The 26126-nt window shown below is 69.6% G+C and carries 21 protein-coding genes; 9 read left to right on the top strand and 12 right to left on the bottom strand.

The window, feature by feature from the left end:
• Nucleotides 1-30 precede the first annotated feature (30 nt).
• Complete coding sequence (locus tag OG975_RS02870) at nucleotides 31-609, bottom strand: hypothetical protein (protein WP_406327145.1); 579 nt, start codon at nucleotides 607-609, stop codon at nucleotides 31-33.
• Between the two features lie 266 nt (nucleotides 610-875).
• On the opposite strand from OG975_RS02870, the gene OG975_RS02865 reads away from it, so the two are divergent.
• A complete protein-coding gene (locus OG975_RS02865; RefSeq protein WP_406327143.1) occupies nucleotides 876-3263 on the top strand; it encodes a M4 family metallopeptidase in 2388 nt (795 codons plus the stop codon).
• A gap of 75 nt (nucleotides 3264-3338) precedes the next feature.
• Here OG975_RS02865 and OG975_RS02860 read toward each other — a convergent pair whose 3' ends face one another.
• From OG975_RS02860 to OG975_RS02850, 3 genes are read right to left on the bottom strand one after another with little or no spacing between them, the layout of a single operon-like run.
• Entirely contained in the window at nucleotides 3339-3896 is a 558-nt protein-coding gene (locus OG975_RS02860) for a dihydrofolate reductase family protein (RefSeq protein WP_406327142.1), read from the bottom strand.
• Nucleotides 3897-3952: 56 nt separating this feature from the next.
• Nucleotides 3953-4891: a sigma-70 family RNA polymerase sigma factor gene (locus OG975_RS02855; protein ID WP_406327141.1), complete on the bottom strand. Its 939-nt coding sequence runs from the start codon at nucleotides 4889-4891 to the stop codon at nucleotides 3953-3955.
• A 7-nt stretch (nucleotides 4892-4898) separates the two neighbouring features.
• Nucleotides 4899-5519, bottom strand: coding sequence for an L-threonylcarbamoyladenylate synthase (locus OG975_RS02850; RefSeq protein ID WP_406327140.1), 621 nt, complete (start codon nucleotides 5517-5519; stop codon nucleotides 4899-4901).
• Nucleotides 5520-5658: 139 nt separating this feature from the next.
• Between OG975_RS02850 and OG975_RS02845 the strand changes: the two genes are divergently transcribed.
• Complete coding sequence (locus OG975_RS02845; protein WP_406327138.1) at nucleotides 5659-6732, top strand: dihydrodipicolinate reductase; 1074 nt, start codon at nucleotides 5659-5661, stop codon at nucleotides 6730-6732.
• Between the two features lie 10 nt (nucleotides 6733-6742).
• The gene (locus OG975_RS02840; RefSeq protein WP_330309958.1) at nucleotides 6743-7222 is read left to right on the top strand and encodes a carboxymuconolactone decarboxylase family protein; all 480 of its coding nucleotides are present in this window, start codon (nucleotides 6743-6745) and stop codon (nucleotides 7220-7222) included.
• Between the two features lie 34 nt (nucleotides 7223-7256).
• On the opposite strand, the gene OG975_RS02835 is transcribed toward OG975_RS02840, so the two are convergent.
• Nucleotides 7257-8900, bottom strand: coding sequence for a GMC oxidoreductase (locus tag OG975_RS02835; RefSeq protein WP_406327137.1), 1644 nt, complete (start codon nucleotides 8898-8900; stop codon nucleotides 7257-7259).
• 248 nt (nucleotides 8901-9148) lie between these two features.
• On the opposite strand from OG975_RS02835, the gene kstD reads away from it, so the two are divergent.
• Nucleotides 9149-10951 carry a 3-oxosteroid 1-dehydrogenase gene (kstD, locus tag OG975_RS02830; protein WP_406327135.1) on the top strand — a complete coding sequence of 601 codons (1803 nt, stop codon included), beginning with the start codon at nucleotides 9149-9151 and terminating at the stop codon, nucleotides 10949-10951.
• 56 nt (nucleotides 10952-11007) lie between these two features.
• Here kstD and OG975_RS02825 read toward each other — a convergent pair whose 3' ends face one another.
• Nucleotides 11008-12171 (bottom strand): PP2C family protein-serine/threonine phosphatase, encoded by a 1164-nt coding sequence (locus OG975_RS02825; RefSeq protein ID WP_406327133.1) that lies wholly within the window; start codon nucleotides 12169-12171, stop codon nucleotides 11008-11010.
• A gap of 498 nt (nucleotides 12172-12669) precedes the next feature.
• Between OG975_RS02825 and OG975_RS02820 the strand changes: the two genes are divergently transcribed.
• The 3 genes from OG975_RS02820 (at nucleotide 12670) to OG975_RS02810 (ending at nucleotide 17731) form a co-directional block, all read left to right on the top strand.
• Nucleotides 12670-13887: a glycosyltransferase gene (locus tag OG975_RS02820; protein ID WP_406327132.1), complete on the top strand. Its 1218-nt coding sequence runs from the start codon at nucleotides 12670-12672 to the stop codon at nucleotides 13885-13887.
• Nucleotides 13888-14101: 214 nt separating this feature from the next.
• A complete protein-coding gene (gene helR, locus OG975_RS02815) occupies nucleotides 14102-16255 on the top strand; it encodes an RNA polymerase recycling motor ATPase HelR (RefSeq protein WP_406327130.1) in 2154 nt (717 codons plus the stop codon).
• Nucleotides 16256-16375: 120 nt separating this feature from the next.
• Nucleotides 16376-17731, top strand: a complete 1356-nt coding sequence (locus OG975_RS02810) for a phosphatase PAP2 family protein (protein WP_406336123.1) — start codon at nucleotides 16376-16378, stop codon at nucleotides 17729-17731.
• Between the two features lie 11 nt (nucleotides 17732-17742).
• On the opposite strand, the gene OG975_RS02805 is transcribed toward OG975_RS02810, so the two are convergent.
• Entirely contained in the window at nucleotides 17743-18321 is a 579-nt protein-coding gene (locus tag OG975_RS02805) for a cysteine hydrolase family protein (RefSeq protein WP_406327129.1), read from the bottom strand.
• 290 nt (nucleotides 18322-18611) lie between these two features.
• Between OG975_RS02805 and OG975_RS02800 the strand changes: the two genes are divergently transcribed.
• Nucleotides 18612-19847: a glycosyltransferase gene (locus OG975_RS02800; RefSeq protein ID WP_406327128.1), complete on the top strand. Its 1236-nt coding sequence runs from the start codon at nucleotides 18612-18614 to the stop codon at nucleotides 19845-19847.
• 493 nt (nucleotides 19848-20340) lie between these two features.
• Here the strand turns inward: OG975_RS02800 and OG975_RS02795 are convergent, their stop codons facing one another.
• Entirely contained in the window at nucleotides 20341-20700 is a 360-nt protein-coding gene (locus tag OG975_RS02795) for a nuclear transport factor 2 family protein (RefSeq protein WP_406327126.1), read from the bottom strand.
• A gap of 25 nt (nucleotides 20701-20725) precedes the next feature.
• Complete coding sequence (locus tag OG975_RS02790) at nucleotides 20726-21511, bottom strand: SDR family oxidoreductase (RefSeq protein WP_406327124.1); 786 nt, start codon at nucleotides 21509-21511, stop codon at nucleotides 20726-20728.
• Between the two features lie 108 nt (nucleotides 21512-21619).
• On the opposite strand from OG975_RS02790, the gene OG975_RS02785 reads away from it, so the two are divergent.
• Complete coding sequence (locus OG975_RS02785) at nucleotides 21620-22126, top strand: winged helix-turn-helix transcriptional regulator (protein ID WP_406327123.1); 507 nt, start codon at nucleotides 21620-21622, stop codon at nucleotides 22124-22126.
• 28 nt (nucleotides 22127-22154) lie between these two features.
• On the opposite strand, the gene OG975_RS02780 is transcribed toward OG975_RS02785, so the two are convergent.
• The 3 genes from OG975_RS02780 to OG975_RS02770 form a co-directional block, all read right to left on the bottom strand.
• Entirely contained in the window at nucleotides 22155-23360 is a 1206-nt protein-coding gene (locus OG975_RS02780) for a serine hydrolase domain-containing protein (protein WP_406327122.1), read from the bottom strand.
• Nucleotides 23361-23638: 278 nt separating this feature from the next.
• Nucleotides 23639-25156, bottom strand: a complete 1518-nt coding sequence (glpK, locus tag OG975_RS02775) for a glycerol kinase GlpK (protein WP_406327120.1) — start codon at nucleotides 25154-25156, stop codon at nucleotides 23639-23641.
• 24 nt (nucleotides 25157-25180) lie between these two features.
• Nucleotides 25181-26026, bottom strand: coding sequence for an MIP/aquaporin family protein (locus tag OG975_RS02770; protein ID WP_406327118.1), 846 nt, complete (start codon nucleotides 26024-26026; stop codon nucleotides 25181-25183).
• Nucleotides 26027-26126: the final 100 nt, after the last annotated feature.

Raw genomic sequence — 26126 nt, 5'->3', positions numbered from 1 at the left:
CGGGCGGGTGTACCTCCGCAACCGACTCGCTCACGCAGGAGGACGTACCTCCAGGACCACCGCGGTGCCGCCCACGGACCGGTCCTCGTACAAGTCGATCTGCCGGCCGGGCTCAAGATGCCGCCACCCGGAGGGAACAAGGGGTACGAGCCGCACCAGCGCCCGCCCGCCGGGCTCCAGGAAGGGCTTCTGCTCGACCCAGAGCGCCGCGATGTTGACGGACAGTTCACCCGCGGGGGTTCTGTGGCCGATGTCCCACATCGGGCGCAGCACACCCGCCCCGCCGATGGGCGTCGTCCGTCGGCTCTCCCCGGCCGGACGCAGCGTCAGGTCTGCTCGGATCACGCCTTGACGGATCTCGGAGCAGCGCCAGTGGCACCAGGCCGCGCTCCGTTCCATCCGCAGCTGCTCGGCGGCTCCGGCGAGCGTCTCCCAGAAGCCCAGCGGCAGGGGACCGGCGTCGCCGAGCTGCTCCAGCAGGCCGAGGGCGATCTCCCACTCGTCGGCGACGAGGTGGTCCCAGACGTCGCGCACCGTGAGTTCGTCCTCGGTGGCGGTCTCCTCGGGCACCAACAGGGAAGCCGCTTCGAGCAGTTCGGTCACGTCCATGCGCCGATTCTCGGCCATCGTGTCCGCGAGGGCACCCGGACGGGGTGCTCCAAGGCCGAGTAGGGATAACCCTTGATTACCCTCAAGTAGGTGTCATGCATCGGTCAAGGGTGCAATCCTTCCCCCACCTGTCGCGCGGGTCGCACACGGCCTGCCCCACGGTCTCGTTCCCGCACGCCCCTGCTCAGCTCGTCCCGGACAGCACACCCGTCTGCCCGGGTCTGTCACCGGCCGCCCCACATGTGGCCGTCGCAGAAGGAGTACGAGTGAGACGTATCCCCCGTCAGGCGACCGCGGCCGGAGCCCTCGTGGCCACCGCCGCATTCCTGGCCGTCGGCATACAGGCGGTCCCGGCGGCCGCCAAGCCCGCCCCCCATGCAAGTCCCCTCAAGGCAGGCGCACTTCAGGCCAAGCTTTCCCCTGCACAGCGCACCGCGCTCATCAAGACCGCGACGGCGAAGACGGCTACGACCGCCGGCTCGCTCGGACTCGGGGCCAAGGAGAAGCTGGTCGTCAAGGACGTCGTCAAGGACGCCGACGGCACCCTCCACACCCGCTACGAGCGCACCTACGCCGGCCTTCCGGTCCTCGGCGGTGACCTCGTCGTCCACACCCCGGCTTCCGGCACCGGCACCCTCGGCACGACCTTCAACAACAAGCACACCATCAAGGTCGCCTCCACCACCCCGAAGCTCGCCGCGGCCACCGCCCAGGGCAAGGCGCTCAAGGCCGCCAAGGCGCTCGACGCGGTCAAGCCCGCCGCCGAGAAGGCGCGCAAGGTGATCTGGGCCGGCACCGGCACCCCTGTGCTGGCCTGGGAAACCGTGGTCACCGGCCTCCAGGACGACGGCACCCCGAGCAAGCTGCACGTCATCACCGACGCCGCGACCGGGGCGAAGCTCTCCCAGTTCCAGGGCGTCGAGACCGGTACGGGCAACAGCCAGTACAGCGGCACCGTCAGCATCAACACCACGCTGTCCGGCTCGACGTACCAGCTGTACGACACCACGCGCGGCGGCCACAAGACGTACAGCCTCAGCAACGGCACGTCCGGTACCGGCACGCTGATGACCGACGCCGATGACACATGGGGCACCGGCTCCGGCTCCAACACCCAGACCGCCGGTGTCGACGCCCACTTCGGCGCCCAGACGACCTGGGACTTCTACAAGAACACCTTCGGCAGAAGCGGCATCAAGAACGACGGTGTCGCCGCCTACTCCCGCGTCCACTACAGCACCGCGTACGTCAACGCGTTCTGGGACGACGACTGCTTCTGCATGACCTACGGCGACGGCTCGGGCAGCACCCACGCCCTCACCTCGCTCGACGTCGCCGGCCACGAGATGAGCCACGGCGTCACCTCCAACACCGCGGGTCTGGACTACACCGGTGAGTCCGGCGGCCTCAACGAGGCGACTTCCGACATCTTCGGCACCGGCGTGGAGTTCTACGCGGCCAACAGCAACGACGTCGGTGACTACCTCATCGGCGAGAAGATCGACATCAACGGCGACGGTACGCCGCTGCGTTACATGGACGAGCCCGACAAGGACGGCGGCTCCGCCGACAGCTGGTACTCCGGCGTCGGCAACCTGGACGTCCACTACTCCTCGGGCCCGGCGAACCACATGTTCTATCTGCTCTCCGAGGGCAGCGGCACCAAGACCATCAACGGCGTCACCTACAACTCGCCGACCTCCGACGGCGTGGCCGTCGCCGGCATCGGCCGGGCCGCCGCGCTGCAGATCTGGTACAAGGCGCTGACGACGTACATGACGTCCAGCACCAACTACGCGGGCGCCCGCACCGCGGCGCTGAACGCCGCCGCAGCGCTGTACGGCACCAGCTCCACCCAGTACGCCGGGGTCGGAAACGCCTTCGCCGGTATCAACGTCGGCAGCCACATCACCGTGCCGACCACAGGTGTCACGGTCACCAACCCGGGCAGCCAGTCCTCCACCGTCGGCACCGCCGTCAGCCTGCAGATCTCGGCCAGCAGCACCAACAGCGGCTCGCTGACGTACGCCGCGACCGGACTGCCGACCGGCCTGTCGATCAGCAGCTCCACCGGCGCCATCTCCGGCACCCCGACGACGGCCGGCACCTACAGCACGACCGTCACCGTCACCGACAGCACCGGCGCGACCGGCACCGCGGCCTTCACCTGGACGGTCAGCTCCTCCGGTGGCGGCGGCACTTGCACCTCGGCCCAACTGCTGGGCAACCCCGGCTTCGAGTCCGGCAACACCACCTGGACCGCCACGAGCGGTGTCATCACCAGCTCCAGCAGCCAGGCGGCCCACGCCGGCTCGTACAAGGCCTGGCTGGACGGCTACGGCTCGACGCACACCGACACGCTCTCCCAGTCGGTGACCATCCCGTCCGGCTGCAAGGCCAGCTTCACCTTCTACCTGCACATCGACAGCGCGGAGACCACGACCAGCACCCAGTACGACAAGCTGACGGTCACCGCGGGGTCGACGACTCTGGCGACGTACTCCAACCTCAACAAGGCCACCGGGTACACCCAGAAGACGTTCGACCTGTCCTCCTTCGCCGGTACCACCGTCGCGCTGAAGTTCAGCGGCGTCGAGGACTCCTCGCTCCAGACCAGCTTCGTCGTCGACGACACCGCCGTCACGACGAGCTGACCGGCACCACCTGATCCCTTCCGAACCGGCCGTGGCCCGGGGCGTCCGCGAGGACGCCCCGGGCCACGCGCACGGTCATCGCGTCGGCCGCGCGTATCGCGCGAGGACGGCGGCGCCCGCCCGCTCGGCCGACAGGCACTCCAGGTATGCGGGCGGACCGCCGGCGGGGAAGAGCCGGTCGCCGGTGCCGAGGACCGTGGGGAAGGTCAGGAGCCGGAACTCGTCGATCAGGTCCGCGGCCATCAGCGCGCGTACGACGCTCAGGCTGCCGGTGACGATCACATCGCGTTGTTCGTGCTTGACGGCGTCGACGAGGTCGTGGTCGAGGACCCGGGAGTTCGCCCATGCCGATGTGCTGGTCAGCGTGCGGGTGGCGACCAGTTTCGGCGCGGCGTTCATCCGCGCCGAGAACGCGTCGTCGCGTCCCGGCCAGATCCGGGAGAACAGCTGCCAGGTCGTCCGGCCCAGCAGCATGACCCCGTTGTCCAGCGTGCTCCCGAGCCGGAACTTGTCCCCGGCGGCCGTCCCGGGCCCGTGCCGGAACGCCCAGCCTCCGGGCGCTGTGCCCCCGGACCCGTCCGGGTCGGACACGATTCCGTCCAGGGTGATGAACTGAATGACGATGACGCTCACGGCGAATGTCCCTTCGGTCGATGCTTACCCGTACATACCGGCGGCATCGGCCGAACTCATCGCGCCCGGCGCGATTCGTCGGAGGAGATCCCCGGGGGCAGGTCGAATGCCTGGAACACGTGTGGATCGGCGAACACGACGTTGTGCGCGACCCGGCCGCCGCTGATCGTGAGCACCTGGAGCGTGTGCAGCCGATGGCCGCCGCCCGGTTCCGGCGCGTACGCGGCGAGCGCGGGCTGGCCGTTGGCGGCCAGGCGCCGCATGTGCCAGCCCGTCCCGCGCAGGTCGAACACGCGGCGCATGAACAGGCCGTAGTCGTGACGGCCCCGGTACCACAGCGGGACCGGCGGCATTTCCAGGATGGCGTCGTCGGTGAGGAGCCGTACGAGCGCGGGGACGTCGGCCGCCTCGAACGCCCGCAGGTACCGCTGGACCACCGCGCGTACCTCGGGATCGTCCGGCTCCGTGACCTCGTCCGCCTCACCCACCTTCACGAGGGCGGCGCGGGCCCGCTGCAGCGCGCTGTTGACGGCCGGGACCGTGGTTCCCAGCTGCGTGGCCACCTCGGCGGCGGTGAACTCCAGCACCTCGCGGAGCACGAGCACGGCCCGCTGCCGCGGCGGCAGGACCTGCACCGCCGCGACCCACGCGAGCCGCAGGTCGGCCCGTGCCTCTGTGCCGAACCGCGTGTCGGGGAACGGCTGCAACCAGGGGATGTCGTACGCCGGTGTGAGCGGGGCCCCGGGATCGTCGCTCGGGGCGCCCAGCCCGGACGGCAACGGACGCCGCGCGCGCCCCTCCAACGCGGTCAGGCACACGTTGGTGGCGATGCGGTAGAGCCAGGTCCGCGGGGACGCGCGCGTACTGTCGTACCGGTCGCGGGCCTTCCACGCGCGCAGCAATGTCTCCTGCGCCAGGTCCTCGGCTTCGTGGAACGACCCCAGCATCCGATAGCAGTACGTGACCAGTTCGCCGCGGTACGGTTCGAAGTCCATGGGCCGGCTACTCGAACCGTGAGGGGTCGCCCGCCCCGAGGCGGACGATTTCCGGCTCCGCGCCGGAGAAGTCGATGACGGTCGTCGGCTCGGTGCCGCAGTCACCGGAGTCGATGACCGCGTCCACCACGTGGTCGAGCTCTTCCTTGATCTCCCAGCCCTGGGTGAGGGGCTTGTCCTCGTGGGGCAGCAGCAGGGTGCTCGACAGCAGCGGCTCGCCGAGCTCGGCGAGGAGCGCCTGGGTCACGACGTGGTCGGGGATCCTGACCCCGACCGTCTTCTTCTTCGGGTGCAGCAGCCTGCGCGGCGCCTCCTTCGTCGCGGGGAGGATGAAGGTGTAGCTGCCGGGGGTCGCCGCCTTGACCGCGCGGAACACCGCGTTGTCGACGCGTACGAAGTGGCCCAGCTGCGCGAAGTCCTGGCACATCAGGGTGAAGTGGTGCCGCTCGTCGAGCTGGCGGATCGAGCGGATGCGGTCGAGCCCGTCCCGGTTGCCCAGCGCGCATCCGAGCGCGAAGCAGGAGTCCGTCGGGTAGGCGATCAGCCCGCCACCACGGACGATCTCGGCCACCTGGCTGATGATGCGTCGCTGCGGGTTTTCCGGGTGCACGTCGAAGTACTTGGCCATACGCCGAGCTTAGGACCGCGCGGGCCCCTCCCCGGACCACCGACGCCGGTGAACCGCCGGGGCGGCCGGCGCCCGGCTCCGGCATCTTCACCGGTCACGGCTATAGGAACCTTGAGGTCCTCTCGCTACCCTCCGCCGCATGATTTCCACGGTGGTCTGGGGTACCGGCAATGTCGGCCGCGCGGCCATCCGCGCCGTAGAGGCCCACCCGGCGCTGAAACTCGCGGCCGTGCTCGTCCACAACCCCGGCAAGGTCGGCCGCGACGCGGGCGAACTCGCCGGGCTCGACCAGGAGTTGGGGGTCGCCGCGACCGACGACATCGACGCGGTACTGGCCCTTGGTCCCAGGGCCGTGGTGTACGCGGCGTCCGGCGACATCCGGCCCGACGAGGCACTCGCCGACATCGGCAGGGCGATCCGGACCGGTGCGGTGGTCGTCACCCCCGCGCTCTACCCGCTCTACGATCAGCGCAACGCCCCGCCGGAGTTCCGCGATCCGGTGCTCGCCGCCATCGAGGACGGCGGCGGCTCACTCTTCGTCTCCGGCGTCGACCCCGGCTGGGGCAATGACGTACTGCCCTTGCTGATCAGCGGTCTTGGCACCGAGGTGGACGCCATCCGCTGCCAGGAGATCTTCGACTACTCCACGTACGAACAGGAGGAGTCCGTACGGTATCTGGTCGGCATGGGGCAGCCGATGGACTACGAGCCGCTGATGCTCGCGCCCTCCATCCCCACCATGGTGTGGGGCGGGCAGATACGGCTGATGGCCCGGGCCCTCGGCGTCGAACTCGACGACATCCGCGAGACGCTGGACCGGCGCCCGCTGGAGACCACGGTGCGCACCCGGACGATGGGCGAGTTCGCGGCGGGCACCCAGGGCGCGGTGCGGTTCGAGGTGCGGGGGATCGTCGGGGGCGAACCCCGGATCGTCATCGAGCACGTCACCCGCATCCACCCGTCCTGCGCGCCGGACTGGCCGACGCCGCCCGACGGCGACGGCGCCCACCGCGTGATCATCGAGGGCCGCCCGCGCATCCAGGTCACCGTCGAGGCCACCGACGAGGGCGAGAACCGCTCCGCGGGCGGGAACGCCACCGCGGTCGGCCGGCTGGTGAGCGCCATCGACTGGCTCGTCGACGCGGCACCCGGACTGTATGACGCGCTCGACGTCCCGCTGCGCCCCGCAGCCGGCAGACTCGGAAGGAAGTGACCCAATGACCATGCGCATCGACATTCCCGAGGACCAGGAGCCGATCGGGTACGTGTGGGGCGAGATGGTCCCCGGTATCGGCATGGCCGCCGCGAACTTCTCGCTGTCGGTGTACGAGCACTCGACCCTGGGCCTGCGCGAGTTCGAGGCCGCGCGGCTGCGCGTCGCGCAGATCAACGGGTGCCAGTTCTGTCTCGACTGGCGCACGGAGCGCGAGGGGCAAAAGGTCGAGGAGGAGTTCGCGGACGCGGTGACCCAGTGGCGTACCACCGACGCCTTCGACGACCGCACCCGGCTGGCCGCGGAGTACGCCGAGCGGTACGCCCTGGATCACCACGGTCTCGACGACGAGTTCTGGACTCGGATGACCGCGCTCTACAGCCAGCGCGAGATCGTGGAGCTGAGCATGAGCATCGGATCCTGGCTGGCCTTCGGCCGGCTCAACCATGTGCTGGGCCTGGACACCGTGTGCGTGCTGCCCACCCACTGAGCGGGGTCCGGGCCGCCCGGTCGGCCCGGACGCGCTAGAGGTCGGTGGCGATGATCTTCTCGATGTTCCGTTCGGCGAGCGCCGTGATGGTGACGAACGGGTTGACGCTGGTGTTGCCGGGGATGAGTGAGCCGTCGATCACGTACAGGCCCGAATAGCCCTGCAGACGGCCGTAGTTGTCGGTGGCCTTGTTGAGTACCGCGCCGCCGAGCGGGTGGTACGTGAGGTGGTCGCCCCAGATCTTGTAGACGCCGAAGAGGTCGGTCCGGTAGATCGTCCCTTCCTTCGCGTTGATCTTGTCGAAGATCGACTTGGCCATGTCGATGGCCGGCTGCTTCCAGGCGGTCTGCCAGTTCAGGTCGACGCTGTTGGTGGCGGCGTTCCAGGAGAACTGGGCGCGGTTCGGGTTCTTGGTGATGGACAGATAGAACGACGCGTAGGTCTCGATGCCGGTCGGCAGCGGAGCGACCTCGGCGAACGCGCCCCCGGCGGTCCAGTTGTCGACGCCGCCGCAGGGAATGCTCGCCTGGAGTGCGCCGGTGGGGTCCCACAGGTGGTTGGCGCGGCCGCACATGACGTTGCCGTTGTCGCCCCAGCCCTGGCCGATCTCGGAGTTGAGGCTGGGCAGCGCCCCGGTGGCCTTCAGCTTGACCAGAAGCTTGCTGGTGCCGACGCTGCCCGCCGCGAAGAACACCCGGTCCGCGGTCACCGTCTTGGTGGCCGTGGTGCCGCCGGTGGTGTTGAGCTGGTCGATGACGACCGTGTAGCCGCCGCCGGCGGCCGGGGAGACCGAAGTGACTTTGTGCAGCGGCGAGATGGTGACCTTGCCGGTGGCCGACGCCTGGGCGAGGTAGGTCTTCTGCAGCGACTTCTTGCCGTAGTTGTTGCCGTAGAGGATCTCGCCCGCCAGCGCCGACTTGGGTACGGTCCCGGCGGCCTCCTGCTCCATGTAGTCCCAGTCGTACACGTCGGGCACGAAGACGAAGGGGAAGCCGGAACGCTGGGCCTGTTTGCGGCCGACTCGCGCGTACTGGTAGCAGTCGGCGCTCTCGAACCACGTGGGATCGACGGTGCCGACTCCGAGCCCGGCGTTTGCGCGCGGGTAGTAGGTGCCGTACATCTCGTCGGCGTCGACCGACGGGAGGATGGCGCCGAAGTTCTCGCGCTTGGGCGTGACCGCCATACCGCCGTTGACCAGCGAACCGCCGCCGACGCCGCGGCCCTGGTACACGATGATGCCGCCCATCTCCTCGGCGTCCAGGATCCCGGTGTAGAGGGGGACGTCCTTGTCGATCGGGAAGCCGAGGAAGTTGCTGAGGGGCTGCTTGGTCCTGGTGCGCAGCCAGTACGACCGGTAGTCCGGACTCGTTGTGTTGGCGAAGATCTTGCCGTCCGAGCCCGGGGTGTCCCAGGCCATCCCCATCTCGATCATCTGTACGTCGACACCGGCCTGGGCGAGGCGCAGGGCGGCGACGGAGCCGCCGTATCCGGTGCCGATCACGAGGACGGGAACGTGGGCCCCGGAGGCGATCGGTCCGGCCGCCGTGACGACCTGTTCCGCGGCCGCCGCGGTGTGACCCGCAAGGGTCATGGCTCCAAGAATAGAACTTGTTCCAGCAATGAATCTTCGGCGGGAGACACCCCTGGAGTCCTTGTTTTGCTGGGTAGTGTCACTCATGTGACGCTCCTCACTCTCTTTGAGTGGGAACACGTTCTACTGTTGCTTGCGTGTTAAGTCACTACATACCGGTTGGTAACTTCTGCCCGATCTTGGGGTGGTAGGTGAGTTGCGGTCCGGGCCTCTTGACTTCACAAGACCCCCGCGCCACATTCCTGACGCTGCATCAGAACCGGTACGGCGGGGGCTCGTTGGTTCCCGGAGCACAGCACGCCTCACATTCCTTCGCCCTGCTGGAGCGCCCTGCCATGTCCACGAGCGCGGACCCCGCAAGACGTACCGAAACCCCCGCCGCACCCGGCCCCTCGCGGCGCCGCGTGCTCGGCGCCGCGACAGGAGCCGGGCTCGCGCTCGCGGCCGGCCTCCCGGGTGTCACCGAGGCGGCCGATCTGCCCCTGCTCGGCACGTACGACGTCGTGGTGATCGGTTCCGGAGCGGCGGGGATGACCGCCGCGCTGACCGCCGCGAAACAGGGCCTCAGCTGCGTGGTCGTGGAGAAGGCGGCCACCTTCGGGGGCTCGGCGGCACGCTCCGGCGCGGGCATCTGGATCCCGAACAACCCGGTGATCCTCGCCGCCGGCGTCCCCGACACCCCGGCGAAGGCCGCCACCTACCTCGCCGCGGTGGTCGGCTCCGGCGTCTCCGCCGACCGCCAACAGGCCTTCCTCGGCAACGGACCCGCCATGATCTCCTTCGTCATGGCCAACAGCCCACTCCGCTTCCGCTGGATGGAGGGCTACAGCGACTACTACCCCGAGCTGCCGGGCGGGCTGCCCAATGGCCGTTCCATGGAGCCGGACCAGCTCGACGGGAACATCCTGGGCGCCGAACTCGCCCATCTGAACCCGCCGTACATGGCGGTCCCGAGCGGCATGGTCGTCTTCAGCGCCGACTACAAATGGCTCACGCTCTCCCTGGTCAGCGTGAAGGGCGCCGCCGTCGCCACCGAATGCCTCGCCCGCGGCACCAAGGCGGCACTCCTCGGCCAGAAGCCTCTGACGATGGGCCAGTCACTGGCGGCCGGGCTGCGCGCCGGGCTGCTCGCCGCCCAGGTGCCGGTATGGCTGAACACCCCGCTGTCCGACCTGTACGTGGAGAGCGGCGCCGTCACCGGCGCGGTGGTCACCCAGAACGGCGTATCCGGCCTGGTCCGCGCCCGGCGCGGAGTCATCGTCGGCTCCGGCGGCTTCGAGCACAACGCGGCCATGCGCGCCCAGTACCAGCAGCAGCCCATCGGCACCGCCTGGACGGTCGGCGCCAAGGAGAACACCGGCGACGGCATCCGGGCGGGACAGCGGGCCGGCGCCGCACTCGACCTGATGGACGACGCCTGGTGGGGCCCGGCCATCCCGCTCCCCGACGAGCCCTACTTCTGCCTCGCCGAACGCACCCTGCCCGGTGGCCTGTTGATCAACGCCGCTGGAGCGCGCTTCGTCAACGAGGCCGCCCCCTACAGCGACGTCGTGCACACCATGTACGAGCGCAACGCGGCCGCGCCCGACATCCCGGCCTGGCTGATCGTCGACCAGAACTACCGCAACCGCTACCTCTTCAAGGACGTCGCACCCACGTTCACGTTCCCGGACGCGTGGTACACCTCCGGCGCCGCGTACAAGGCCTGGACGCTGGACGCCCTGGCCACCGCCATCGGCGTACCCGCGGCCGCCCTGCGCACCACCGTCAGCCGCTTCAACGGCCTCGCCCAGAACGGCAAGGACACCGACTTCCACCGCGGGGACAGCGTCTACGACCACTACTACACGGATCCCGCGATCCTCCCCAACTCCTGTCTGGCACCCCTGTGGCTCGCCCCGTACTACGCCTTCAAGATCGTCCCGGGCGACCTCGGCACCAAGGGCGGGATGCGCACCGACGCCCGGGCACGCGTGCTGCGCTCGGACGGCACCGTGATCCCCGGCCTGTACGCGGCCGGGAACGCCAGCGCGGCGGTCATGGGGCACAGCTACGCGGGCGCGGGCTCGACGATCGGTCCGGCGATGACGTTCGGCTACATCGCGGCGCTGGACATCGCGGCGGGGGCGGCGGGCTGACGGCGACGGGCGCGCTTCGCGGAGGTCCCACGCTTCCGTGACCGCGGCCGTACATACTAGTAGGTACAGCCCCAGGGGCGTGCTGAGTCCTCAACCGCGGTGCCCGCCGGGCCATCTTCCGTGCTCTCCGGCAGCGGTGTGAGGACCAGCATGGTGACGTCGTCACGCACCGTGGTGCAGAACCGGACAAGGTCCTCCCACACGCTGTCGATCAGGGCGGCCGGCGTCTCCTCGTCGAACTTGGGCAGACGCTCGGCCAACGGGTAGAAGGCGCCGCTCTTGTCCCGGCTCTCCGTCACCCCGTCGGATGCCAGGAACAGCCGGTCACCGCGCTCCAGCCGGACGGTGCGCCCCTTCGGCGTGGAGACGTCCAAGAGCCCGAGACCCAGCGGAGCCCCCGGCTCAAGAGCGAGTTCGACGGCCTCCGCTCCCCTCAGAAGCAGCGGATGCGGATGCCCGCAGGACATCAGTCGCACCTCATCCGCGCCGGGCGAGAACTCCAGGAGTAGGGCGGTCGCGAACAACTCGGCGTGTTCGGTTCCCGCCGAGTCCACGACCAGCCTCCGATCGAGGCGGGCCGCGGCCGCCTCCAGCTCGGGCTGGTCGAGAACCGCCTCCCGGAACGCTCCGAGAAGCGACGCGACCGTGCCGACGGCCGACAGCCCGTGTCCCTGCACATCACCCATGACGGCCCGGACCCCGTAGGGTCCCTCGCGCACCTCGAAGAAGTCGCCGCCGACCAGCGTCCCGCGCTGTGCCGCCCGGTACAGACCGGCGCAGCGCACCCGGCCGACGCGCTCGGGAAGCGGCGGCAGGACCGCGAGCTGGGCGGCTTCCGCGACCGTTCGCACCGTGACCAGGTGGGCGTCCCGCCGGCTGCGCACCAGGGACACGAACACGCTCAGCACGGCGATGAAGGTGATGGTCAGCAGGTCGGTGTTGCCCGGGTGGTTGAGCTGCAGAGCGGGCACGTTCATCAGAACGACGACGGCGCAGCCGAACAGTGCCGTCGCCACGGGCCCGTAGGAGAGCACGGCCAGCGACGGAATGGTGCCCAGCAGAAAGCCGATGTCCAGCGGCTGGCTACTCACGAACCCCGCCGCGCAGACCCCCACCAGCAGCGCCGGCGGCAGCATCCGAACCCAGCGCGGAGGCGGCGAGCCACGCAGCCAGCCCCGCTCCTCACCGTCCCGCCGCCCGGAAGCGGCCCTGCTGGCCATGGCGCTCCTCCCTACACCACCACGCTCCTCCGTTCGGTCCCACCGCGCACTCCGGTCCGCGTGCCAACGGCGGCAGAGCCATCACGGTGATCACGGCGGCCCGGCGGCTTCACCTCGGCGCATCAGCGGTCCGTACGCACGCGGAAGCCGTACGCACTCGGAGGGCTGCGCTCAGTGGCGCCCACTGCGCGGCGCGGCGTTTTCCCACTCAAGCAAGATGACCGGTGCAGCCGGTCGAGGAACCTCGCCCGCTACCACCGATCCACACGGCGACAGCGGGTCTGTCCGGAGTCGAGCCGATGGCACCGACGTATGCGGCGGGTCGCCGCTTCGCGAGGAGTCTGTCCGTCCATAGGGGGCGACAAAAAGCAAAGGCAAGGAGATCCCTCTCCTTGCCTGTCTCAACTTATAGCGCACCGGGGGGCTTGCGGCAAGGCCCCGGTCGTGGCGCAGAATCTCCGGCCGAGGCCAGAATTCGCGGAAATCGGGAGTCGCACAGTGCGTGTGTTGTTGTCGACGTATGGGTCGCGCGGGGATGTCCAGCCGATGGCGGGACTCGCGGTGCGGTTGCGGGAACTTGGCGCGGAGGTGCGGGTGTGCGCGCCGTCGGACGAGGAGTTCGCGAAGCTGCTGGCCGGTGTCGGCGTGGAGCTGGTGCCGGCCGCCGAGCCGGTGCGCACACTGGTGACCGGGACGGCGCCGCTGACGCCCGAGGGCTTGCCCCAGCGCGCGGCCGCGTTGGTCGCCGCGCAGTACGAGGCGGTCGCCGCGGCGGCCGAGGGATGCGACGCGGTGGTGGCGACCGGCCTGATCCCGGCCGTGGCCGGCGCGCAGTCGGTGGCCGAGGAACTGGGCATCCCCTTCGTGTACGTGGCCTACTTCCCGACCATGCTGCCGTCGCCGCACCACGCGCCGCACGCGCTGCCGGGCCGGCCGTTTCCGCCGGGCGTGACCGACAACCGGGCGCTGTGGGACTGGAACGACCAGAGCTTCAACCTGCTGTACGGCCCAGGGCTCAACGCCCATCGGGCGTCGCTCGGCCGGCCACCGGTGGACGACGTCCGCAGCCACGTCTACACCGACCGGCCGTGGCTGGCGGCGGACCCGGTCCTGAGCCCGTGGCAGCAGCCGGCGGACCTCGACGTCGTACAGACCGGCGCGTGGATCCTGCCGGACGAACGCCCGCTGCCGGCCGAGTTGTCGGCGTTCCTGGAGGCCGGCGAACCGCCGGTGTACGTGGGCTTCGGCAGCATGCCCATGCGCGAGTCGCCGGACGTCGCCCAGGTGGCCATCGAGGCGGTGCGCGCGCAGGGCCGCCGCGCGATCGTCGCCCAGGGCTGGGCCGACCTCGGCCTGATCGACAGGGGGGACGACTGCTTCGCCGTCGGCGACGTCAACCACCAGGCACTGTTCGGCCGCGTGGCCGCCGTCGTGCACCACGGCGGCGCGGGTACGACGACGACGGCCGCCCGGACCGGCGCGCCGCAGGTGGTGGTACCCCAGATCGTGGACCAGCCGTACTGGGCCGCACGGGTGGCCGAGCTGGGCATCGGCGCGGCACACGACGGTCCGACTCCGACCTTCGAGTCCCTGTCGGCCGCGCTCACCACCGCCCTCACCCCCGAGACCCGCGCACGGGCGAGGGCCGTGGCCGCCACGGTCCGCACCGACGGGGCGACGGTGGCCGCGAAGCTGCTGCTCGACGCGGTCAGCTGAGAAGGGCCGCCCGTGCCCGCGTGAACCACGCGGGATCGTCGAGCCAGGACCCAGAACACGAGAACCTGCAAACGCCGGCGACCTGGCCAGGCAAGGCCACGGAGTCCACCTCAGGCGGCGCGTCGCTCGTCATGGCCACCAGGTTCGACACGCCCTGCCCAGACCCCCTGCCGCACGCAATGGTCGCAAGCGACCTCAGATCGGAGCCCATCACGTGAACCCCCTGACCACCAGGGCGTTTGACCTTCCCGACCACCTCTCCGCAAAGGCCGACCCGACGCTGATCGCCGGCGATGACCAGCACTTCGCTGCCATCGCGGAGTGCCTCGAGCAGTCGATCGCCGAGCTGTCCGACCGCCTCGAAGCCGCGCGCAAGGCGCCCGGAGGCCTGGGCCGGCAAGGGATGGACCGGGACATGGAGATCCATCGGCTGACCGCTCGCCTGCGCGCACTGCGCCGCTTCGGTCTAGACCTGTGCCTCGGACACATGGTCGACGCGGACGACCTCGAGCCCGTGTACGTCGGACGACTTGGCCTCACGGACAGCGCGGGTCGTCGGCTGCTGGTCGACTGGCGCTCGCCCGCGGCCGAACCGTTCTTCGGAGCCACCCACGGCAACCCGATGGGTCTGGCAAGCCGCCGCAGGTATCGCTGGACCGGCGGCCGCATCAGCGACTACTGGGACGAGGTGTTCACCTCGGACGGGATTGCCGGGCACGCCGCGCTCGACGACCAGTCCGCCTTCATCGCCAGCCTGGGCAGCAACCGGTCGCCACGGATGCGAGACGTGCTCGGCACCATCCAGGCCGACCAGGACGCCATCATCCGCGCGGGATCCCGCGGCGCTCTCGTCGTCGACGGCGGTCCGGGCACCGGGAAGACCGTCGTCGCCCTGCACCGCTCCGCCTACCTCCTCTACTCCGACCCTCGCCTCGGTCACCACCGGGGCCGCGTGCTGTTCGTCGGACCGCACCGGCCCTACTTGGCCTACGTCGCCGACGTCCTCCCCAGCCTCGGAGAGGAGGGCGTGCAGACCTGCACCCTGCGGGACCTGGTCGACGAGGGAGCCGCAGCGGCGATCGAGGCCGACCCGGACGTGGCCCTCCTCAAGTCGTCCGCGCACATGGTGAAAGCGATCGAGACGGCCGTCAGGTTCTACGAGGAGCCGCCCACCAAGGGGATGACGGTCACGACCCACTGGTCCGACATCTGGCTGAGCGCCGCTGAATGGGCCACAGCGTTCGAAGCGGCAGAACCCGGCATTCCGCACAACGAGGCGCGCGACCAGGTCCTGGAGGAGCTGCTCACCATCCTGGTGGACAAGCACGACGGCGACGCCCCTGATGACCTGCTCCGCAAGTCGCTGCTGCGGAACAGGGAGCTGCTCACGGTCTTCAACCGCGCGTGGCCGCTCCTCGAAGCGGCCGACCTGGTCGGAGACCTGTGGTCGGTACCCGCCTACCTGCGGATGTGCGCTCCCTGGCTCAGCCCCGATGACGTGTCGCTGCTGCAGCGCGGGGAAGCCCAGGCCTGGACGGTGTCCGACCTGCCGCTCCTGGACGCGGCACGGCAGCGGCTCGGCGACCCGGAGGCGTCCCGACGCAAGCGTCGGAACGAGGCCGCTGTCGCCGCCGAACGCGCGGGCAGGGCCGATGTCATCGAGATCCTGCTGCGGGACACCGAGATCGACGAGAGCCAAGGCGCGGTGGGGATGCTGCGCGGAAGGGACCTGCAGGACACCCTGATCGACGAGAGCGCACTGCCCGGCACCGAACCGGACCTGCTCGCCGGCCCGTTCGCGCACATCGTCGTGGACGAGGCCCAGGAACTGACCGACGCGGAGTGGCAGATGCTACTGCTCCGGTGCCCGTCCCGGAGCTTCACCATCGTCGGGGACCGCGCCCAGGCGAGGCACGGGTTCACGGAGTCGTGGCAGGAACGGCTCGAACGGATCGGGCTCGACCGGATCAACCTGGCCTCCCTGAGCATCAACTACCGGACGCCGGAAGAAATCATGACGGAAGCCGAGCCGGTCATCCGGGCCGTGCTCCCGGACGCCAACGTGCCGACCTCCATCCGCAGCGGCGGCGTCCCCGTCGTCCACGGATCCGCTTCGGATCTGAGCTCGATCCTCGACACCTGGCTCGCCGCACATGCCGACGGGATCGCCTGCGTCATCGGCGATCCGACATTCCGCACGACGTCCCGTGTCCGGGCGCTGACCCCGGAGCTGTCGAAGGGGCTCGAGTTCGACCTGGTCGTCCTCATCGACCCAGAGGCGTTCGGCAAGGGCATCGAGGGAGCGGTCGACCGCTATGTCGCGATGACCCGGGCGACCCAGCAACTCGTCATCCTCGCAAACTCCTGACGTCGGCGGGACGTACGCCCACTCCCGCACCGCTCCGCTAGCATGTTCGAACTCACGGCGAGCGTCTTGACCAACATCTACAAATCGGCCAAACAACAATTGATATCTATAGCGTCGCGGATGTTTTCGCGAATAAAGTGCAGAAATACGTTCGCCGCGTGGCGTCAACCACGGGCGATATTGTGGGCCACGGCGGGTGTGGCGGCCCTCGGATTCCTCATCATGCTGGAGATCGCCGCGCGTCGCTACGGCCTGCCCGGGCCGATCACCAACCAGGTGCGAGAGCTGATGCTGGCCCCCAAATCGGGGCCGCTGTTGTACGCCAGTATGGCGTTGATGATGGTGGTGCTCACCTGGCGGCAACGGTTCATCGCCGCTGGTGCCGCGATCGGCATCGACGTCGTCCTCTCGCTGGTGCGGTGGTCGGTCGATGCCAGGACGACCGACGGCCAGCCCTTCGGCAACGGCGCGTTGTGGGTGATTCTGGGCTACGCGGTCATCGCCGTCACGCGCCGCACCGGCCGGGAACGTGTCCTGCTGCTGAAGGGCGTCGGGCTGGCCCTGCTGCTGGTGGCCGGCCGCAAGACCGGCGACACCTGGCTGCTCGTCACCTCGAAGACCCGCCCGGCGGTGCTCGACCAGTACGTGGCGACCGCCGATCACGCGCTGGGCAACCCGTCGTGGCTGGCAGGCCGGATGGTCGAGGCCACCGGCCCGATCGGCGCCCATGTTCTCGACTACGTCTACGTTCAGCTCGCGGTGGCCGCGGTCGTCGTCGCGCTGTACCAGCTACGTAACGTGGCGGTCGAGCGCCGCTTCCCGCGCCACCATCTGGTGCGCACCTTTCTGGTCATCGGCCTCCTCGGGCCGGCCATCTACATGATCTTCCCAGTGGTCGGACCGGTCTTCGCCTACGGCCACGGCGCCTTCGGCACCGGCGGCGGGCACTGGCCGGTGGCCAACCTGTGGCCGGACACGCCGCCGCCGATCACTACCCCGCACCCGATGCGATTCGACGAGATCACCCCACGCAACTGCATGCCCAGCCTGCACACGGCGTGGGCCACCGTGATCTTCGTTCATTCCCGCAAAGGCCCACGGATTCTGCAATGGGCAGGCGCGTTCTGGCTGATCGCCACGCTCAGCGCAACGCTGGGATTCGGCTACCACTACGGCGCGGATCTCATCGCCGGCGTGGTCTTCGCGCTCACGATCGAGGCGGCTCTGCGCGCGCACGACCGCGGCTGGGACCGGCCGGGAATCCAGCTGGTCACCTACGGCGCAACGGTCTTCGCCGCGCTCTTGGTGTCCTATCGCTATCTGCCGATGGAGATGGCCCAACATCCGTGGGTGGCTGGACCACTTCTCATCCTGGCGATGACCTCAGTGGTCCACCGCTACGTACGGACCACCAAGCTGTGGGAACCGAAGCCCGCACCGGCGCGGGAACCGGAACCGCAACCCGAACTGGTTTGAGTTGTGTCGCATCACTGCTTGGCTGCGCTGCCGCGGCTGATGGCGTTGAGCCAGTCCTCGACGGCAAGGACATCTGCCCACTGCGGGAACAGCTTTTCGGTGAGGACCCGGTGCACCTCGGGGTCGGTGTCGAGGCAGCCATCCGCCAGGACGGTGAGGCCGAAGTCCAGGTCGATGGCGTGCCACAGGGTGGACAGCACTACAGCGCTGGTGGCGATGCCGGTGAGAACAAGGCTGTCGATATCGCGAGCCCTGAGTACCAAGTCGAGGTCGCTGCCCGAGAACGCGCTGCCCCGCCTCTTGGTGACCACGACGTCGCCCTGCTGGGGCGCGACGTCGTGATGGATCTCGGTGCCAGGGGCACCCTCGGTGAACAGGCCGGCCCGCACGGCGTTTGTGATCACCCTGTTGCGAGGGCTGACTTCTGGATCGCCCGGCCGTAACCCGATGACCACGTAGATCACGGGGATGCCCGCCGCGCGGGCACCGTCGATCGCCTTGCGCAGGCGCGGCAGGTATCCGGAGCCGTCGTCGGCGATGTCCACGATGTCCCGTTGAACATCCATCACGAGTAAGGCGCTGTTCGCCATGCTTGCCGTCCCTTCCCGTTGGGAAACAAGAGCAAGTCTGGTGGATCAACCGAGCTGTGGTGGAGGTTTCGGAGATCCTCCCGCCCGATGTACCGCCGTACGCGGCGGGTCGCCGCTTCGCGAGGAGTCTGTCCGTCCACAAGGGACGACAAAAAGCAAAGGCAAGGAGATCCCTCTCCTTGCCTCTCTCAACTTATAGCGCACCGGGGGGCTTGCGGCAAGACCCGGGTTGTCCCGCAGAATCGGCGGCCGAAAGCCAGAACCTGCGGAAACAGACGGGGAGTTGCGAAGTGCGAGTGTTGTTGACGACGTGGGGGTCGCGGGGGGACGTCGAACCGCTGGCGGGACTGGCGGTGGCGTTGCGGGAACTCGGTGCGGAGGCGCGGGTGTGTGCGCCGCCGGACGAGGAGTTCGCGGCGCTGCTGGCGCGTGCCGGTGTGCCGCTGGTGCCGCTCGGCCCGACGGTGCACTCGGTGGTCGCCGGCCCGAAACCACCGACGGCCGAAGACGCGTTCCGGCTCGCCCCCGAGCTGGTCGCCGCGCGGTTCGACACGCTCACCGCGGCGGCCGAGGGATGTGACGCGCTGGTGGCAACCGGTCTGATGCCGGCCGGCGCACGGGATGTGGCCGAGAAGCTGGGCATCCGCTACGTGCTGGCGTGCTTTCACACCCTCGGGCTGCCGTCGCGGCACTTCCCTCCGGGGAGGCGGCCGGGCACGCCATCCCCGCAGGACGAGACCGACAACCGGGTGTTGTGGGAGCAGGACGCCCAGCGGGTGAACGCGTTGTACGGCGAGGCGCTCAACAGCCATCGGGCGGCGATCGGCCTGCCACCGGTGGACAACGTCCGCGACCACGTCCTCACCGACCGGCCGTGGCTGGCGGCAGACGCGACGCTGTGTCCGTCGCAGGGCATGACGGACCTCGACCTTGTGCAGACCGGGGCGTGGATCCTGCCCGACGACCGCTCGCTCCCGGAAGAGCTGGAGGCGTTCCTGGACGCGGGCGCACCACCGGTCTACGTGGGCTTCGGCAGCATGGCCGCACACGCGCCGAAGGACATCGCCCGAGTGGCCATCGAAGCGAGCCGTGCGCAAGGCCGCCGCGTACTCCTCGCCCGCGGCTGGGCGGACCTGGCCCCGATCGACGACGCCGACGACTGCTTCGTCGTCGGCGAGGTCAACCAGCAGGCACTGTTCCGCCGCGTGGCCGTCGTAGTGCACCACGGCGGCGCGGGCACCACGACGGCGGCGGCCCGGGTCGGCGCGCCTCAGGTGGTGATCCCCCGGATCGCGGACCAGCCGTACTGGGCCCGCCGGGTGGCCGAGCTGGGCATCGGCTCGGCTCACTACGGACCGACGCCGACCCTCGACTCCTTGTCCGCCGTGCTCACCACGGCCCTGACCCCCGAGACCCGAGCACGGGCGAGGGCCGTGGCCGGCACGATCCGCACCGACGGGGCGACGGTGGCCGCGAAACTGCTCCTGGAGGGAGTCGGCCGGGAAAGGCCGCCCGTGTCCGTGTGAACCACACGGACACGTCGAGCCGGGGACCGGCGGGCGAGAGTGCCTGCTTCCAGATCATTCCGCTGGGCGTTCCCAAACGAGGCCGGGACACCATGGCGCGGGCGATGGCCACCCGCTGGCGCTGCCCCCCCGGAGAGCGCACTAGGAGCTCGTCGATGCCGTCGCCGATGGTCTGGCGCGGGTCGAGGGAGGCGTACGGATCCTGGAAGACGCGCTGGCTACGGCGGCCGTGACGCAGCCGTTCGGCGCGGACAGGGCGGTCGGGGCGCGTGCCCCGGCCGGTGGTGACCGCCTCGCCGTCGATACGGATCGTGCCGGCCGTCGCAGTCTCCAGGCCGACGAACATCCGGCCACCGTGGTCTTGCCCGAGCAGGACTCGCCGACCACGCCCATCGAGCCGCCGGGCGGGAGGGAGTGGGAGAGGGGAGTCCCCATTTGATGGCCTCGGAGGGGCCTCTCGCGCGAGGCGGCAACGCGTGGCGTGGGAGGGGACTCAGGGTTCGATGACGAGGCGTTCGATGAGGCCGTCGCGGAGGGTGAACTGGTAGCGCAGATCGATGGTGCCGCCGGGGAAGTTGCCTTCGAGGTGATGCGTGGCGATGTAGCGGGTTGCGTCGGTCTGCTGGGCGTCGGTGAGGTGGATGGTGTAGGTGAATTCGGTGGCGGACCGGTCGAGCCATCCCTCGATCGCCTCGGTGCCGTCGTAGGTGTTGCCGTCGTCGATCACCGTGGCTTCGCCGGTGAACGCCGTGATGGCGGTGGCGGTGTCGTGGGCGCGGTGCGCTTTCAGGTAGCGGGTGATCACCTCGGGCAGGGTGTCCGGGGTGCTGGTTCGGGGCTGGTTGTCGTGCATGACGCTCCTTGGGGTGGTGGCGGCTTCAGACGGTGGGGGTGGTGCCGCCGTCGATGACGTGTTCGGCGCCGACGATGGCCGAGGCGCGGTCGGAGACGAGGAAGGCGACGAGTTCGGCGACTTCCTCGGGCCGGTTGGGACGACCGAGCGGGATGCCTCCCAGCGAGTCCATGAGCCGGCCCAGTGCCGCTTCCTGGGTGATGTCCGCGTCGTGGGCGATCCGGGCGACGAGGTGGTCGGCGGCCGAGGTCTGCACGAAGCCCGGTGAGACGGTGTTGACTCGGACGCCGTGCGGGGCGACCTCGTTGGCCAGGCCCTTGCTGTAGGTGGTCAGGGCGGCCTTGGCGGCGGCGTAGGCCAGGGTGCCGTTCCACAGCGGCATGCGGCGCTGGATCGAGGTGACGTGCACGACGGCCCCCTTGCCCGTGGCGATCATGTGCGGCAGGAGTGCGCGGTCCAGGCGGACGGCGGCCAGCAGGTTGGTGTTCAGCTCCCTGGCCCAGTCGTCCTCACCGAGCGCCCCGAACCCCCCGGCCGGTGCCTCGGACCCGCCGAGGGTGTTGACCAGGATGTCGACGCCTCCCACGCGGGCGTCCACCTCGGCGGCCACGTGGGCCGCGCCCTGGGCGGTGGACAGGTCGGCGGTGATGAACGCCTTCTCCTCGACGTCGTCGGGGCGGCTGCGGGCGGTGACCAGTACGGTTGCGCCGGCCTGGGCGAGACGTCGGGCGATGGCGGCTCCGGTGCCCTTGGTACCGCCGGTGACCAGAGCGCGTCGGCCTTCGAGGGATTCGCTGATGGATGTGGTCACGGCGTGCTCCGTTCCCGGGTGCGGGCGCGGAAGGCACCGCTCCCGTCAATACTGCTAAAATAGAAGCTACTAACTTCGACTTTAGCAGTAACTGGAGGGGTGGTCGCCATGGCGAGCCGGATCAGGCTGGAGGACCGGGAGTGCCCGCTGTCCACGACGGTGGAACACGTGGGCGAGTGGTGGACGCTGCTGATCCTCCACGACGCCTTTGACGGCTACACCCGCTTCGACCAGTTCCAGGAGAGCCTGGGCATCTCCTCCAGCATGCTCACCACCCGGCTGAAGACCCTCGTCGCGGACGGGCTCTTGGAGCGCCGGCCCTACCAGACCAACCCGGTACGCCACGAGTACGTCCTCACCGAACTCGGGCGCTCCCTGCGACCGGTGATCGTCGCCCTGGCCGCCTGGGGCAACTCCCGCCTCACACCGGCCGAACGCAGCATGATCCTCGTCGACGCACACAGCGGCGAGGAGGTCGAGCCCGTCGTCGTCGACGCCAAGACCGGCCGCCGACTCGACGACAGCGACACCTACGTCTTCACGGCAGGTCCCGCGGCCAGCGACGGCATGCGTCACCGTTACGCGACACGACCGGCCACCCCCGCGGAGGCGTAAGGCTGCCCCGGACAAGCAGCAAACAGCACTAGCCGATGCCGGTGGGCAGAGAGAGGCCGTAGATCTGGTTGAGGACGGTGGGCAGCAGGGCTTGGGCCGTGGTCCGGCCGTCGGGCGACAGGGTCAGGTTCGTCCAGATCACGAGCGTGACGTCGTTGACCGGGTCGTGGCCGATGAAGGAGTTGAAGCCGGGGAGTTCACCGCCGTGGTAGTACATCGAGGCGTTCGGACCGAAGCGCTGGTAGGCGATGCCGTAGCCGTACTTCTTCCCGTCGGGCGCGGCCGGGTCCTCGGCTTGCGGGCTGTGGAGCCATTGCTGCTGGTATGCGGCGTTCAAGACCTTGCCCGTCACCAGGGCCTTGATCCATGTGGCCAGGTCCTCCGCGGTGGAGACGGCTCCTCCGGCGGCTGTGGCGTAGGAGGGGTTCTGGTGGGTGTAGTCCAGGGGCCGGAGCTTTCCCGACCGTGCCGCCGCCTGCATGTCGGCGGGGTAGGGCTGGTCGACCAGCGCGTAGGCCGATCCGCCGTACATGTAGCCGTGTGAGTAGGGGGCGGGGAGGGACAGGTCGTCGGCGCCCGGCAGCGACGTACCCTCCAGTCCGAGCGGGGCGAACAGCCGGTCCCGGAACTGCTCGGCCAGGGGGCGGCCACCCGCCTTTTCGGCGACCAGGCCCAGCAGTACGTAGTTGGTGTTGTTGTATTCGTAGGACGCGTCGGGCGCGAAGTCCGGCGGGCGTCGGAACGCGATGTCCAGCAGCGCCTGCGGCGTCTCGGCCTTCCCCGGGTCGGCGTCCATGCTCGCGGCCAGTTCGGGTGCGCTGGTGTAGTTGTAGAGCCCGCTGCGCATCTTCAGCAGCTCGGCGATGGTGATGTGGTCGCCGTTGGGCACTCCCGCGACGTAGGCGGACACCGGGTCGTCCAGCCGGAGCTTGCCGTCCTGGGCGAGGAGGGTGATCAACGCCGAGGTCATGGTCTTGGTGTTGGAGGCGATCCGGAAGTGGTCACCCGTGGTGGGCGGTGTGGCCGTGCCCAGCTCGGTCGTGCCGACGATCGCCCGGAAGGTTCCCTGCGGGGTGCGGAGCAGGACCACCGCGCCGGGGACCATGAGCTCCCTCGCCGCACGCTCCACGGCGGACTGGAGCGCGGCCGGATCGATGGGCTTCAGCGCCGACGGAGTGGGGGCGGAGGCGCTCGCCGTAGCCGATGGCGTGGCCGACGCGGCCGAGAGCGCCATGCCGCTCGCCCCCGGGGGCAGGGCGCACCCGCCGATCAGCAGGGCCGCGCACGCTGCGGGCAGAGCCGTACGCCGGGCAGCGCGCGAGGTCCCGGGACGGGCTCCTCTCCGGCACGCGCGGTTCGCAGGGTCGTCGTCAGCGCGGGAATTTCTCATGTCGGCATCACAGCCCTCGTGCCCGCCGGCAATGATGAGCCGGGGACGGCCGCGCCCCCGTCGGGCAGGGCATAGCGGTGCGGGACGGGGCCGCGGCAGTGGGCGCTGGTGGCGCGGCCGGTCTATTCGACCTTGGCCCAGTCGAGCGTGCGCTCCACCGCCTTCTTCCAGCCCGCGTAACCCTCCGCGCGCTGGTCTTCGGACCATTGGGGCTCCCAGCGCTTGGACTCCTGCCAGTGGGTGCGCAGTTCGTCAGTGTCCTGCCAGAAGCCGGTGGCCAGACCGGCCGCGTAGGCGGCGCCGAGCGCGGTGGTCTCGGCGACCACCGGACGGCTGACCGGTACGCCGAGAACGTCGGCCTGGATCTGCATGCACAGGTCGTTGGCGGTCACACCGCCGTCGACCTTGAGCACGTCGAGGTGGACTCCGGAGTCCTGCTCCATGGCCTCGACGACGTCGCGGCTCTGGTAGCAGATGGCTTCCAGGGTCGCCCGGGCCAGGTGGCCGTTGTCGTTGTACCGGGCGAGGCCGACGATCGCGCCGCGGGCGTCGGAGCGCCAGTACGGGGCGAACAGGCCCGAGAACGCGGGGACGAAGTACATGCCGCCGTTGTCCTCGACGGTGCGGGCGAGAGTCTCGCTCTCGGCCGCGTCGCTGATGACCTTCATCTGGTCGCGCAGCCACTGCACCGCGGATCCGGTGACCGCGATGGAGCCCTCCAGCGCGTAGATCGCCGGGCTGTCGCCGAACTGGTACGCCACGGTGGTGAGCAGGCCGTGCTGCGAGCGGACCAGCTCCGTGCCGGTGTTGAGCACCAGGAAGTTGCCGGTGCCGTAGGTGTTCTTGGCCTCGCCGGGCGCGTAGCAGACCTGACCGACGGTGGCCGCCTGCTGGTCGCCGAGCACCCCGGCGATGGGGATGGCGGCGCGCAGCGGCCGGGAGGTGCGGGTCACCCCGAACGCCTCCCGGTGGGACGAGGGGTTGATTTTGGGCAGCATCGCCCGGGGGACACCGAAGAAGCCCAGCAACTCGTCGTCCCAGTCGAGGGTCTCCAGGTCCATGAGCATGGTGCGGCTGGCGTTGGTCACGTCGGTGGCGTGGATGCCGCCGTCGGGGCCGCCGGTCAGGTTCCACAGGACCCAGCAGTCGGTGTTGCCGAAGAGGGCGTGTCCTTGCTCCGCCGCCTCACGGACACCGTCGACGTTCTCCAGGATCCACTGGATCTTGCCGCCGGAGAAGTAGGTCGCCGGCGGCAGGCCCGCCTTACGGCGGATGACGTCGCCCTGGCCCGAGCGTTCCAGGGCCGCGGCTATGGAGTCGGTGCGGGTGTCCTGCCAGACGATGGCGTTGTAGTAGGGACGGCCGTTGCGCGGGTCCCAGACCACGGTGGTCTCCCGCTGGTTGGTGATGCCGATCGCCGCCAGGTCGGTCGGGGCCACGTTCCCGTGCCGCAGGGCGTTCTGCATCACCGAGTTGGTGCGCTCCCAGATCTCCACCGGGTCGTGCTCGACCCACCCGGAGCGCGGAAGGATCTGGGCGTGTTCCAGCTGGTGCTTCGCCACCTCGTTGCCGGCGTGGTCGAAGATCATGAATCGGGTACTGGTGGTGCCTTGGTCCACCGCGCCTACGAAGTCAGCCATGGGTTACCGCCTCTGTTGTCGGTGTCAGTCCTCGGGGACGGCGATGCGCCCGGGAGGCTCCGGCTCCGCTGTCGGCAGGAACCGACCGATGAAGGTCTTGTACAGGCCCGCGCCGACCAGACCGCCGATCAGCGGACCGATGATCGGCACCCAGAAGTAGAAGTTCCCGTACTGATCTCGCCATGCTCCGCCGTAGCCCGTGAGGAAGCTGGCCAGCCGGGGACCGAAGTCACGTGCCGGGTTGATCGCGTAGCCCGCGTCGGTACCCCAGGCCATGCCGATGCCCACCACGACCAGGCCGATGATGAACGGGGCCATGTTGGCGCCAGGAGGTGTGTTGAGCAGGTCCGTGATGGCCAGGATCATCAGCAGCAGGATGGCGGTGCCGATGACCTGGTCGCGGAACGCGCCCCACTCGTGAACCGGCAGGTTCGGGTTGCCGTTGGCGGGCAGCGTGGAGAAGACACCCTGCGTCTTGATGGTGTGACCGGGGTCGTACGTCCCCAGCGCTTCGGTGTAGTTCCAGCGCACGATGAGGGCCGCGACGAACGCGCCGATCGTCTGGGCCACCATGTAGGGCGCCACCTTTTTCCAAGGGAAACCCTTGAATGCGGCCAGGCCGAGGGTCACCGCGGGGTTGAGATGGGCGCCGCTCAGCCGTGCTGCGACATAGACACCCATGGTGACGCCGATACCCCACGCCCAGGCGATGCTGTCGTGGTTTCCAAGGCCGCCCGGTGGCGTCGTGAGTCCTCCGCCGGCGACCACTTGGGCCACCACGCCGACACCGAAGAGGATGAGGATCATGGTGCCGGCGAATTCAGCCGACAGCTCGCCGATCAGCCCAGAGTTTTTGAAACGCTCAGCCATGGAAGCCCGCTTCCCGCCGGCCCAGGACCGGCCGTCACAAATGCCCGAGCCCTCCCGAGATCAGCATAGGACGTTCAAGGGCTCACCGCAGAAATGGCGA

It is taken from the genome of Streptomyces sp. NBC_00203, assembly GCF_045206325.1.
GTDB lineage: Bacteria > Actinomycetota > Actinomycetes > Streptomycetales > Streptomycetaceae > Streptomyces > Streptomyces lutosisoli.
Note: the sequence above shows the minus strand (reverse complement) of the source record. Positions and strands in the feature narration are given on the sequence as shown.

Bases quoted from the DNA above. Each gene is read 5' to 3' on its own strand.
- OG975_RS02870 (WP_406327145.1), bottom strand. From the start codon at position 609: ATGGACGTGACCGAACTGCTCGAAGCGGCTTCCCTGTTGGTGCCCGAG.
- OG975_RS02855 (WP_406327141.1), bottom strand. From the start codon at position 4,891: ATGGACTTCGAACCGTACCGCGGCGAACTGGTCACGTACTGCTATCGG.
- OG975_RS02850 (WP_406327140.1), bottom strand. From the start codon at position 5,519: ATGGCCAAGTACTTCGACGTGCACCCGGAAAACCCGCAGCGACGCATC.
- OG975_RS02845 (WP_406327138.1), top strand. From the start codon at position 5,659: ATGATTTCCACGGTGGTCTGGGGTACCGGCAATGTCGGCCGCGCGGCC.
- OG975_RS02840 (WP_330309958.1), top strand. From the start codon at position 6,743: ATGCGCATCGACATTCCCGAGGACCAGGAGCCGATCGGGTACGTGTGG.
- OG975_RS02835 (WP_406327137.1), bottom strand. From the start codon at position 8,900: ATGAGTGACACTACCCAGCAAAACAAGGACTCCAGGGGTGTCTCCCGC.
- kstD (WP_406327135.1), top strand. From the start codon at position 9,149: ATGTCCACGAGCGCGGACCCCGCAAGACGTACCGAAACCCCCGCCGCA.
- OG975_RS02825 (WP_406327133.1), bottom strand. From the start codon at position 12,171: ATGGCCAGCAGGGCCGCTTCCGGGCGGCGGGACGGTGAGGAGCGGGGC.
- OG975_RS02810 (WP_406336123.1), top strand. From the start codon at position 16,376: ATGTTTTCGCGAATAAAGTGCAGAAATACGTTCGCCGCGTGGCGTCAA.
- OG975_RS02805 (WP_406327129.1), bottom strand. From the start codon at position 18,321: ATGGCGAACAGCGCCTTACTCGTGATGGATGTTCAACGGGACATCGTG.
- OG975_RS02795 (WP_406327126.1), bottom strand. From the start codon at position 20,700: ATGCACGACAACCAGCCCCGAACCAGCACCCCGGACACCCTGCCCGAG.
- OG975_RS02785 (WP_406327123.1), top strand. From the start codon at position 21,620: ATGGCGAGCCGGATCAGGCTGGAGGACCGGGAGTGCCCGCTGTCCACG.
- OG975_RS02780 (WP_406327122.1), bottom strand. From the start codon at position 23,360: ATGGCGCTCTCGGCCGCGTCGGCCACGCCATCGGCTACGGCGAGCGCC.
- glpK (WP_406327120.1), bottom strand. From the start codon at position 25,156: ATGGCTGACTTCGTAGGCGCGGTGGACCAAGGCACCACCAGTACCCGA.
- OG975_RS02770 (WP_406327118.1), bottom strand. From the start codon at position 26,026: ATGGCTGAGCGTTTCAAAAACTCTGGGCTGATCGGCGAGCTGTCGGCT.